Origin of the sequence: Micromonospora sp. NPDC048842 (genome assembly GCF_040649935.1) — a bacterium.
GTDB classification, from domain to species: domain Bacteria; phylum Actinomycetota; class Actinomycetes; order Mycobacteriales; family Micromonosporaceae; genus Micromonospora; species Micromonospora hortensis.
On the sequence record NZ_JBEZGK010000012.1, the window covers coordinates 207842 to 219000 of the forward strand.

Annotated in this window: 7 protein-coding genes; 3 read left to right on the plus strand and 4 right to left on the minus strand. The window is 69.5% G+C overall.

What is annotated here, in order from left to right; genetic code table 11:
* Positions 1-168: 168 nt before the first annotated feature.
* Positions 169-828 (minus strand): acVLRF1 family peptidyl-tRNA hydrolase, encoded by a 660-nt coding sequence (locus AB0C19_RS19330; protein WP_357187010.1) that lies wholly within the window; start codon positions 826-828, stop codon positions 169-171.
* A 398-nt stretch (positions 829-1226) separates the two neighbouring features.
* On the opposite strand from AB0C19_RS19330, the gene AB0C19_RS19335 reads away from it, so the two are divergent.
* Together AB0C19_RS19335 and AB0C19_RS19340 are read left to right on the plus strand one after the other, a co-directional pair.
* Positions 1227-2102 carry a hypothetical protein gene (locus AB0C19_RS19335; protein WP_357187013.1) on the plus strand — a complete coding sequence of 292 codons (876 nt, stop codon included), beginning with the start codon at positions 1227-1229 and terminating at the stop codon, positions 2100-2102.
* A 250-nt stretch (positions 2103-2352) separates the two neighbouring features.
* Positions 2353-3003 (plus strand): hypothetical protein, encoded by a 651-nt coding sequence (locus AB0C19_RS19340; protein WP_357187016.1) that lies wholly within the window; start codon positions 2353-2355, stop codon positions 3001-3003.
* A 71-nt stretch (positions 3004-3074) separates the two neighbouring features.
* Here AB0C19_RS19340 and treZ read toward each other — a convergent pair whose 3' ends face one another.
* Genes treZ through glgX form a run of 3 tightly spaced genes read right to left on the minus strand, consistent with a single transcriptional unit; the run spans position 3075 to position 9221 of the window.
* Positions 3075-4799 carry a malto-oligosyltrehalose trehalohydrolase gene (gene treZ, locus AB0C19_RS19345; protein ID WP_357187019.1) on the minus strand — a complete coding sequence of 575 codons (1725 nt, stop codon included), beginning with the start codon at positions 4797-4799 and terminating at the stop codon, positions 3075-3077.
* Positions 4799-7102, minus strand: a complete 2304-nt coding sequence (treY, locus tag AB0C19_RS19350) for a malto-oligosyltrehalose synthase (protein ID WP_357187021.1) — start codon at positions 7100-7102, stop codon at positions 4799-4801. Before treY ends, treZ begins: the two co-directional genes overlap by 1 nt.
* Position 7103: 1 nt before the next feature.
* On the minus strand, positions 7104-9221 hold the full coding sequence (glgX, locus tag AB0C19_RS19355) for a glycogen debranching protein GlgX (protein ID WP_357187024.1): 2118 nt from the start codon (positions 9219-9221) through the stop codon (positions 7104-7106).
* A 316-nt stretch (positions 9222-9537) separates the two neighbouring features.
* Between glgX and AB0C19_RS19360 the strand changes: the two genes are divergently transcribed.
* The gene (locus AB0C19_RS19360) at positions 9538-11004 is read left to right on the plus strand and encodes a glycosyltransferase family 4 protein (protein WP_357187027.1); all 1467 of its coding nucleotides are present in this window, start codon (positions 9538-9540) and stop codon (positions 11002-11004) included.
* The last annotated feature ends 155 nt before the right edge of the window (positions 11005-11159 follow it).

Consider the following 11159-nt stretch of genomic DNA (forward strand, 5'->3'; position numbering starts at 1 on the left):
TTTTCAGCGGCCTGCCGCACGGACTTACCGATAACGTGATCATGCCACGCAGGCGCTCTCATGCCGCAGAGCGGGCGGGTTACGGGACATCGTGTACAGGTCCGGCACTGTTGGGCCGTCGTGCATCATCCTGGTCGGTCGTCGTCGATCTGCTGGACCTGATCGTGGTCACGGCATCAGATGGACGCGGATCCGTCTGGCCGTAACCGCCGCGTCCTCCAGGACGGCCAGACGGGGCTCGGCGGACTCGAGCAAGTGTGGATGACGCAGCAGTGCCAGTGGTGACAGACGCCGGTCTGTCAGCACCGCGTCGATCATCGACCGGTCGCCGCCACAGACCAGGGCACTGACTGCATCGTGAGGGTCGGCGACAACACCGGGCGCATGGGGCAGCACGATCCGCACGGCGATGTCCGCAGCCCGCTGAGTAGCAGCCTGGGCCTGGTTGGCGCGGCGACGTGCGTAGCGCTGCTGCGAGGAACCGCCGGCCGCGGTGCGACCCTGCACGTAGAAGCGCTCGACCTTGGAGACGGTGATGGTCGTTCCGTCCGCGACGCCGGCGGCAACCGCGCCCTTACGGGCCAGCAGCACGGCGATCCGGGGCGGTCGGATGATGCGGGCCAGCAGCGTGTCGACATCCTTAGCGTCGGCAAGCCCCGGCGGCGGATACAGCGTGGCGGTATCACCGTTGCTCACGCCGGTCAAGACGAGGCCCTGCTCGGTGGCGCCGTCGTGGCGGCTGTAGAAGCCGTCGAGCCAACCCCGAATCCGCTCCGGTGAGATCTCCACCCACCGTCCGCCACCCGCGGCGGGTCGCGCCTTCACCACGTGAACACCACCTATCGGGAACGGTTGTCCTGCACCCACCATGCTCACATGAAGCGGGTCGCGCCATCGAACACAGCTCAGCTGATGCTCGGTTCTGGCGAAGAGAGCGCGTCGCAGACTCCGAGGGGCGGTACCAGAAATCCGCAAAATCCGGCATGAAATTGTGTGACGGACTTTCGCTGGACTTCGCGGCTGATCGGCCAGCATGTTTTGTGCAGGTCCAGGACCGCAATGGCGCTCAGCAGCAGAGGCCTGTCGCCTCGCGTACCTGAACGACGTTGCCGACCCTACACTCCATGATCATGGCGGTCGAAGTGGTGCTCGGTGAGGTGACGTGTCCATCCGGGCAGTTGGTGATCATGGACGGTGGTTACCTCGAACTGTGGTCCGGCGACCGGGTGCCGGACGACGAGGAGCGCCCGGCAACCGACTTCGCGATCGTGGGACCGGACGCCGAGGCCGCGGCGGACTCCTTTGACCGGCAGGCCGGAACCCGGCTGTACGACATCCCCGCCCACGCCGTCGCCGAGTTCACCGCCACGTTCGACGAACACTGCCGCGAGCATGGGCACGGCGCAAGCCTGCGCGCGTTCGAGCAGCAGGTCCCGCACCGGGATCGCGTCCGGCACGCAGTCGCGGCCCGGGAACCCGGATTCATCGTCATGGGCGTTCCGGTGCTGCCGATCGAGGTACCGGCTGATCACCCGCTGCGTGTCACCGCCGTCCCCGGCGAGTACGGCTGGCAGTCCATGCGGATCGAATTCAGTGACGCGCCGGTAGCCGACTCGTGGGTGTTCGGGGAGTTGGGGGTCGACCACGCGCGGTTCGTCTTCGCCGACGCGGACGCGCTGAGCTCGTGGGAGCACGTCAGGCCGTTGGACGGGCTGGCCGACCTGGTCCTTTGGGGTCGCGACCAGGAACAGGTCGCTGCCGAGTTCGGCGCGCCCCCGCTCGGTGACAGTGCCGACGTCGAGTACGGGTGGGTGGACCTGCCCATCGCGGAGGCATACCAGCGAGGGCTGGCCATCGAGACGCGGAGAAACGAACCCGGCGGACCGAAATTCGCGTTCGACTTCCGCCCGCACTCGCATCACTGGCAGGTGATGGGTCTGGTTAGGGCCTCTGAACACGAGGCCGGCGTGATCCAGGTCGGCGGAGCGGACATCCTGATGGCGATGACCTCAGTCGGTGACGGCTTCTTTCCTGTCCATTTGGACGTGGATGTCGATGGCTTACCAGTCGCCCTGCGCATCGACATCGCCCGCGAGGGCTGATCCGACTTCACAGGCGTTGACTATTCGAGTTCGTACGCGCTGCCGCCGCAGGTTCGTCCGGCCTCGCTGCATAACTCGAAAACGTGACGACACATCGATCGTCCTGCGGGGTTGGGTTAACTCACATGCCGCGATCCGCGCGGCAGGCAGCGTGGCGGCTGGAGCTGCCGCTCGCCATTCGGAACTGCCGATGAGCGGACGCTCAGCTCCCTGACTGGTGGGCGAAGGTGACCCTGGCATCATCGGAGCGATGAGCGGCTGGGAGCACTTCGTCCACGAGGTTCCGTGTTTCCGTCCCGGCGAAAGTGCCGTCGTGGGTGAGGCGCAACTGTGGACCCGCGGATCAATCGACGGCTTGCCTGAACTCTCTGCGCTGCTCGCCTCAACGACCCTCACCCCCGTCTCCGTCGGAGGCGACGCCTACGAGTTGCTGGCATGGGGATCATCGGACGATCGACGAGGATGGCTCTGCCGCCCGCCCCACGACGTGGACAGCGACTCCGTCGCCTGGACCCACAAGAACTTCTGGAAGCTCTGCGGCGGGATCGTCGAACGGTTCCGCGAACCCGACACCTGGTGGAACAACCAGAACGAGGTGCTCACCGTTGACGCGACGCACGTCCGAGTCGCCGATGTGGTCACCGACTACGCATGGCTATGGGAAGACGACGGCCTCGAACTCTCCATCAATCCCGACGAGTACTATGCCGTCGCCGTGGAGGCCAACGGGAATCTGACGCTGGCGCATCGCGACGACGGCCAGCTCCTTCTCTTCGCACCAGACCATGCTTTCGTGAATGTCACGCCGTTGGCCGGCTCCCCGCCGTACTCGCTGCTCACGATCGATCATGTGCCCAACCTCGCGGCCTGGATAGAGGCATGTGCCGCGGCCTGGCGATAGCAGTTGGCCGACGAGCGCCCGCATCTGCCGCGATCCGTGTGCATCCCGCTTCACGCGATTCGCCATCGACGTCACAACGCCACGATCGCCGCCGTCTCCGCCGGAAGCTGGATCCGGTCCCGCATGACGGTGACGCCCTCCCCCGTAGCCAGCAGCACCCGCCGAGCCACCCCAGGCAGCGACACCCCCTGCCCCCGCCCAGCCAGGTTCGCCACCACAAGGGTGTCTCCCCGCCGCATCACCAGGAACTGATCCCCGTGCTGCACAGAAACAGCGTTCAACCGAGGATCCGACAGATCAGGAAGAGACCGACGCAACCCAATCAACCGCTGGTAGAACGCCAATATCGAAGCATGCTCAGGCTTGTCCAGCTCGGCCCAGTCCAACCGCGACCGTACGAACGTCTCCGGGTCCTGCGGGTCGGGCACGTCCCCCTCCGGCCACCCGTGCGCGGCGAACTCCCGCCGCCGCCCGGTCCGCACCGCAGAGGCCAGCTCCGGCTCCGGATGCGAGGTGAAGAACTGCCACGGCGTTGAGGCAGCCCACTCCTCCCCCATGAACAGCATCGGAGTGAACGGCGCCGTCAACAGCAACGTGGCCCCAACCCGGAGCAGCGACGGCGACAGAGAGGCCGAGATCCGATCCCCGGTAGCCCGGTTCCCGATCTGGTCGTGGTTCTGTAGGTACGCCACGAACCGGTGCCCCGGCACCCGAGGATCAACAGGCCGCCCATGGTGCCGGTTGCGGAAGCTCGACCAGGTCCCCGCGTGGAAGAACCCCCCGGTCAGCACGTCCGACAGCGTCTCCAGGGACCCGAAGTCCCCGTAGTACCCCTGCCGCTCCCCCGTCAGCAACGTGTGCAGGGCGTGGTGCGCGTCGTCGTTCCATTGGGCGTGCAGCCCGAACCCGCCCGCCTCACGCGGGGTGATGACCCGCGGGTCGTTGAGGTCCGATTCGGCGATCAGCGACAGCGGCCGCCCCAGGTGCGTCGACAGCGACTCGACGGAAACAGCCAGCTCTTCCAGGATCGGGACAGCCCGAGAGTCGTGCAGCGCGTGCACAGCATCCAGGCGCAGCCCGTCGACGTGGTAGTCGCGCAGCCACATGAGCACGCTGTCGATGATGTAGCGGCGTACCTCGTCGGAGTGCGGGCCGTCCAGGTTGATCGAGCGACCCCAACTGTTGCTCTGCTCGGCGAGGTAGGGCCCGAACTGCGGCGCGTAGGCCCCGGAGGGCCCGAAATGGTTGTAGACAACGTCGAGGATCACCCCCAGACCGCGAGCGTGGGCGGCGTCGACGAACCGTTTCAGGCCGTCGGGGCCACCGTAGGGCTCGTGTGGGGCGTACCAGCAGACGCCGTCGTACCCCCAGTTGTGTTCGCCGTTGAAGGCGTTGATCGGGAGCAGCTCGATCAGGTCGACGCCCAGTGACACCAGGTGGTCGAGGCGGTCGATGGCCGCGTCGAAGGTGCCTTCCGGGGTGAAGGTGCCGATGTGCAGCTCGTAGAGGATGCTGCCGGGCAGCTGACGGCCCGTCCAGGAGGAATCACTCCACTGGAACGCAAGATGGTCGTAGCGGCGGCTCGGCCCGTGCACTCCCGCAGGCTGCCACGGTGACCGGGGGTCGGGGAGTGGGGTTTCGTCGTCGTTCAGCAGAAAGGAGTAGTCGAGGCCGGCGTCGGGCACGTCGACCCGCCACCAGCCGTCGGCGGCGGCGCGCATCTCGTGGTCGGTGTCGCCGGCGAGGCGCAGCCGCACCCGCTCGGCGTCCGGCGCCCACACGCTGAATTCGGTCATCACGCAGCCTCCACGGAAGCGGTGGAAGGAGTGAGCAGAGCCACGGGATAGTCGGCCAGAAGGTCGTCCAGAGGGGTCTCCCCGCCACTGTAGACCCGGCCGGTGAACAGGTCCTTCATCTCGTGAACGGGAAGTGACAGAGCTGTGTCACACCACCCACCGGCGCGTGCCAGGCCCAGCGGCAGCCGGGTCGCCACGGCGATCGCGCCGCCCCGGTCGAAGGCCACCACGTGTCGGCCCACCGGCCCGTGCGCGGGCACCGGCCGGTAGGTGGTGAACAGCTCCGGGTGCGCCCGCCGCAGCCGCAGGGTCCGCGACACGACGAGCAGCTTCGCCGCTCCGTCGGTGTCGACCGGGGGACGCCAGCCGCCGTCGATGCGTGCCAGCAGCTCTCGGCGTACGTCGAAGTCGACAGGGCGGCGGTTGTCCGGGTCGACGAGGGAGTTGTCCCACAGCTCGGTGCCCTGGTAGGTGTCCGGCACGCCGGGCATGGTGAGTTGGATCAGCTTCTGCCCGAGCGAGTTGCACCAGCCGGCCGGGGCGATGGCGGCGGCGAGTTCGCTCAGCTCGTCGTGCAGGCTCGGGTCGTCGTACATCCGGTCGACCACTGCGTGCACCGCCTGCTCGAAGGCCGGGTCGGGGTCCGCCCAACTGGTCGAGGCCCCGGCCTCCCGGGCGGCCTTCTCGACGTACGCGTGCAGCCGTTCCCGCTCGATCGGCCACGCGCCGACGGCGGTCTGCCAGAGCAGGTGGGCGAAGGCCGGGTCGGGCAGTGGCGCGTACTCCATCCAGGTCTTGACCTGCTCGGCCCAGCGGCCCGGCAGTTCGCTGAGCACGGCGAGGCGGGCGCGGACGTCCTCGCCGCGTTTGGTGTCGTGGGTGGAGAGGGTGGTCATGCTGGCGGGCCAGCGGACCTGTTGGGCGTTGGCGAAGCGGTGGAACTCCGCCGGCGGCACCCCGAAGTGGGAGGGGTCGTCGCCGACCTCGTTGAGCGCCACGAACCGGGTCCAGCGGTAGAACGCGGTGTCCTCCACGCCCTTGGCCATCACCGCGCCGGTGAGCTGCGGGAAGCGTTGGGCCAGCTCGTCGTCGGGGTTGCGCAGTCGGCGGGTGACAGCGTCCAGGGCGCCGGCCAGGTCGGGGCGGCGGCGGCCGGCCTCGGAGCGGGCGGCGGCGAGGTGCCGGGCGCCGTGCGGCGGGTAGCCCCGGTAGACGGCGAAGGCTGCGGCCAGCTCGGCGAGCGCCGCGCGGGCCTGCTCGGTGGGCACCTCGGGGGCGAGGGCGGCCAGCCGGGTCAGCTCGGCGGCGAGCAGTTGGGTGGCGGCGGCCAGCTTGGTGGTGTGGGTCAGGTCCTCCCAGGAGGTGTGCTGCCCGGTGATGCGGTTGTCCAGCGCGGTGAAGTCACCCTCGGCGTCGGTGTCGACGAAGAGCCCGCCGACAGCGGCCAGGGCGTCGTAGCCGGTGGTGCCGTCCACCGGCCAGTCCGGCAGCTCCTCGCCGTACTCCAGGATCTTCTCCACCACGAGCCAGGCGTCGGGCGCGGCGGCCCGCAACCGGGCCAGGTAGCCGGCCGGGTCGCGCAGGCCGTCCGGGTGGTCGACGCGGATGCCGTCGACCTCCCCGGCGGCGGCCCAGCGCAGGATCAGCTCGTGGGTGGCGGCGAAGACCGCCGGGTCCTCCACGCGCAGACCCGCCAGGCCCGCGATGGCGAAGAATCGGCGGTACGTCAGCTCGGCGTCACCGCGCCGCCAGGAGACCAGCTCGTAGTGCTGCCGGTCGTGCACCTCCCGGGCGCTGCCGTCGCCGGTGCCGTCGGCGACCGGGAAGCGGTGCTCGTGATAGCGCAGCTCCCCGTCGACCACCTTGAGGTCGTCGAGGGCAGTGGGGTCGTCGCCCAGCACGGGCAGTAGCAGCCGGCCCCGGTCCCAGTCGATGTCGAACCAGTCGGCGTACGCCGAGCCGCGCCCCCGGCGCAGCACGTCCCACCAGGCCGGGTTGGCGGCCGGGACGGCGACCCCGGCGTGGTTGGGCACGATGTCGACGACCAGGCCGAGATCCTTGTCGCGTAGGGCGGCCAGCAGCCGCTGCCGGGCGGCCTCCCCGCCCACCTCCGGGTTGACGGCCCGGTGGTCGACAACGTCGTAGCCGTGCTGGGAGCCGGGGGTGGCGGTGAGCAGCGGGGCGCTGTAGAGGTGGCTGACGCCGAGGTCGTCCAGGTAGTCGACGATCGCGGCGGTGGCGTCCAGGTCGAAGCCGGGGCGGACCTGGATCCGGTAGGTGGCAGTGGGAGGGGTGGCCGTCATGTCAGATCGTCCTCTCCAGCACGACGAGGGAGCGGTCCGGCACCCGGATGGTGCCGCCCGCGCTGATCACCGTGGCGTCGTCCGGCTCGGGTTCGGCGGTGCTGATCACCCGTTCCCACTTCTGGCCGTACTCGCTGCCGGGCATGGTGAAGTCCAGCGGCGCGTCGTGGGCGTTGAAGCAGAGCAGGAACGACGCGTCGTGGTGCTTCTGGCCGTACTGGCCGCGTTCGCGGATGCCCTCGCCGTTGACGAAGAGCGCCACCGAGCGGCCGAAGTCGTTGCCCCAGTCCTCGCCGGTCATCTCCCGCCCGTCCGGGGTGTGCCAGGCCAGGTCGGGCAGCGGCTCGTCGATGCCGCGCCCGTTCACCGGCAGCCCGGTGAAGAACCGGCGACGGCGGAACACCTGGTGACGTTTGCGGAACGCGGTGAGCGTCTGCACGAACTCCAGCAGTTGCTCGTCGATGGTGTCCCAGTCGACCCAGGCCAGCTCGCTGTCCTGGCAGTAGACGTTGTTGTTGCCGTGCTGGGTGCGGCCCAGCTCGTCACCGTGGCCGATCATCGGGACGCCCTGCGACAGCATCAGGGTGGCCAGGAAGTTGCGCCGCTGCTTGGCCCGCAGGGCGAGGACCGCCTCGTCGTCGGTGTCGCCCTCGACGCCGCAGTTCCAGGACCGGTTGTGGCTCTCGCCGTCGCGATTTTCCTCGCCGTTGGCCTCGTTGTGCTTGTCGTTGTAGGACACCAGGTCGTTGAGGGTGAACCCGTCGTGCACGGTGACGAAGTTGATGCTGTGGAACGGTCGGCGGCCGTCGTCCTGGTAGAGGTCGGCGGAGCCGGAGATCCGGGACGCGAACTCGGCGAGGGTGGCCGGCTCGCCGCGCCAGAAGTCGCGCACGGTGTCGCGGTACTTGCCGTTCCACTCCGTCCACAGCGGCGGGAAGTTGCCCACCTGGTAGCCGCCGGGGCCGACGTCCCAGGGTTCGGCGATCAGCTTGACCTGGCTGACCACCGGGTCCTGCTGCACCACCTCGAAGAACGTGGAGAGCCGGTCCACCTCGTAGAACTCGCGCGCCAGGGTGGCCGCCAGGTCGAACCGGAAGCCGTCGACGTGCATCTCGGTCACCCAGTAGCGCAGCGAATCCATGATCAGTTGAAGCGAGTGCGGGCTGCGCACGTTGAGGCTGTTGCCGGTGCCGGTGTAGTCGACGAAGTAGCGGCGGTCCTCCTCGCTGAGCCGGTAGTAGCTCGGGGCGTCCACGCCCTTGAAGCTCAGCGTCGGGCCGAGGTGGTTGCCCTCGGCGGTGTGGTTGTAGACCACGTCGAGGATGACCTCGATGCCGGCCGCGTGCAGGGCCTTGACCATGCCCCGGAACTCCTGCACCTGCTGGCCGGTCCGGCCCAGCGCGGAGTAGCCGTGGTGCGGGGCGAAGAAACCGATGGTGTTGTAACCCCAGTAGTTGCGCAACCCCAGGTCGACGAGGCGGTTGTCGTGGATGAACTGGTGCACCGGCATCAGCTCGATCGCTGTCACCCCGAGCCGGGTCAGGTAGTCGATCATCGGCGGGGAGGCGATGGCCGCGTACGTGCCGCGCAGCTCCTCCGGGATGTCCGGGTGGCGCATGGTCAGCCCACGCACGTGCGCCTCGTAGATCACCGAGTGGTGGTAAGGGGTGCGCGGCGGCTTGTCGTTGCCCCAGTCGAAGTACGGGTTGACCACCACCGACTTCGGCATGAACGGCGCCGAGTCGGTCTCCGACATCCGCTCCGGCTCGCCCAGCTCGTAGTCGTAGACCGCCGGGTCCCACTGGACGTCACCGTCGATGGCCTTCGCGTACGGGTCGATCAGCAGCTTGTGCGGGTTGCAGCGCAGCCCGTTCGCCGGGTCGTACGGGCCGTACACCCGGTAGCCGTAGCGCTGGCCCGGCTCGATGCCCGGCAGGTACGCGTGCCACACGTAGGCGTCCACCTCGCGCAGCTCGACGCGGCGCTCCGCGCCGGTGTCCCACTCGTCGAAGAGGCACAGCTCGATCCGCTCGGCCACCTCGGAGAAGATGGCGAAGTTGGTGCCCATCCCGTCGTAGGTGGCGCCCAGGGGGTACCGCTCGCCCGGCCAGACCTGCATGTCGCTCCTTAGACCATGGTTATGTGCGCACCGGCCGAGATCGCCCGCGCGCACGCAGGTAGTGCCCCCGGCCCGGACGCGCCAATCCATCCTTTCAGGCGACGGGCGAAAACCGCCCGTCTGATGCGCGCTACACCACTCGGGTGTCCTCCGTCACGATGACCCTTTTCGAGGTGCGTTCTTGGGTCCGATGGACTTTCCTTGTTCGGGGGCAAGCGTCCGCGTGCGTCCCGCCAGGCCCTCGGCCACCCCTTACACCTCTCGCTCCGCCGCCACTGACGCCGGCGCGTACCACCATGCATGGACGGAGATTGATGTGACGACCCTGCGGGTCGACGAGCAGCTCGCTGCCACCACCAAGGACCGGGCCCACCGGCCCACAGTGACGTCCCGGCCCCCGCTTTCGGCCCAGCCCGGTCTTCCCGCGCAGTCCGGGCCCACCGCGCAGCCCGGCACGCCCGTGCCGGCGCAGTCCGGCCCCGGGGTGCCCCCGCAGACCCGCCGCATCCTCATGCTGTCCTGGGAGTACCCGCCGGTGCTCGTCGGCGGTCTCGGTCGACACGTGCACGCCCTCTCCGTCGCCCTCGCCGCCGCCGGCCACGAGGTCACAGTCGTCACCCGCCACAGCGACGGCGCACCCCTTGAGGAGTACGCCGACGGCGTACGCATCCTGCGCGCCCCCGAGGACCCGGTCACCTTCCCCCTCGCCACCGACTCGCTGCTGGCCTGGACGATGGCCTTCAACCACACCCTCACCCGCACCGCCCTGCGCGCCACCCAGGCCGGCTCCTACGACGTCATCCACGCCCACGACTGGCTCGTCGCCCACACCGCTATGACGTTGCGCGACCACCTGGACATCCCGCTGGTCAGCACGATCCACGCCACCGAGGCCGGTCGGCACCAGGGCTGGCTGCCGGAGGAGATGAACCGCACCATCCACGGCGTCGAGCAGTGGCTCAGCAGCGAATCCAACCGGGTGATCGTCTGCTCCGGGTACATGCGCGACGAGGTGAACGCGCTCTTCGGCGTACCGGCCGGACGGGTCGACGTGGTCGCCAACGGCGTGGAGCCGCACCGCTGGCGGGTGCCCGCGCGTGCCGTGGCCGCCGCCCGCGCCCGCTTCGCCGGGAACGGCCCGCTGGTCACCTTCGCCGGCCGCCTCGTGTACGAGAAGGGCGTGCAGCACCTGATCGCCGCGCTCCCCCGGCTGCGCGAACGACACCCCGGGCTGCGTGCCGTGATCGCCGGTGACGGCCCGTACCGCGCCGAACTGGAGGCCGAGGTGCACCGCCGCGGCCTCGGCGGAATGGTCACCATGCCGGGCTTCCTGGGCGGCACCGACCTGCCGGCGCTGATGGCCGCGTCCGACTGCTTCGTCGTGCCGAGCATCTACGAGCCGTTCGGCATGGTGGCCCTCGAAGGCGCCGCGGCCGGCGCTCCCCTCGCAGTCGCCGCCACCGGAGGCCTCGGCGAGATCGTCGAACCGGGCGTCACCGGGATGACCTTCCGCCCGCACGACCCGGACAGCCTCACCGACGCCGTTGACGCGCTCCTGTCGGATGCCGACCGCTCCCGCGTCATGGCCCGCCGCGCCCGCCGGATGGTCCACGACCAGTACGGCTGGGCCGCGATCGCCCAACGCACCGCCGCCAGCTACGCCGCCGCCATCCACCACGACGCCGCGTTCACCGCCGAGCGCGCCGAACAGCGGATGTCGCAGGGTCGCGCCCTCCCGGCGCTCCCCGAGGGCAACCTGCTCGCCGCCGCCGGCCTGCGCTGACCTTCGTCCTCCAGGCCCGATTCCGGGCCGGGCTCGGACTCGGGCCGGGCTCGGACTCAGGCCGGGCTCGGACTCAGGCCGGGCTCGGACTCAGGCCGGGCTCGGACTCAGGCCGGGCTCGGACTCAGGCCGGGCTCGGACTCAGGCCGGGCTCG

Excerpts from the sequence above, each read along its gene's own strand:
- AB0C19_RS19340 (WP_357187016.1), top strand. The coding sequence starts at position 2,353 with ATGAGCGGCTGGGAGCACTTCGTCCACGAGGTTCCGTGTTTCCGTCCC.
- treZ (WP_357187019.1), bottom strand. The coding sequence starts at position 4,799 with ATGACCGAATTCAGCGTGTGGGCGCCGGACGCCGAGCGGGTGCGGCTG.
- treY (WP_357187021.1), bottom strand. The coding sequence starts at position 7,102 with ATGACGGCCACCCCTCCCACTGCCACCTACCGGATCCAGGTCCGCCCC.
- glgX (WP_357187024.1), bottom strand. The coding sequence starts at position 9,221 with ATGCAGGTCTGGCCGGGCGAGCGGTACCCCCTGGGCGCCACCTACGAC.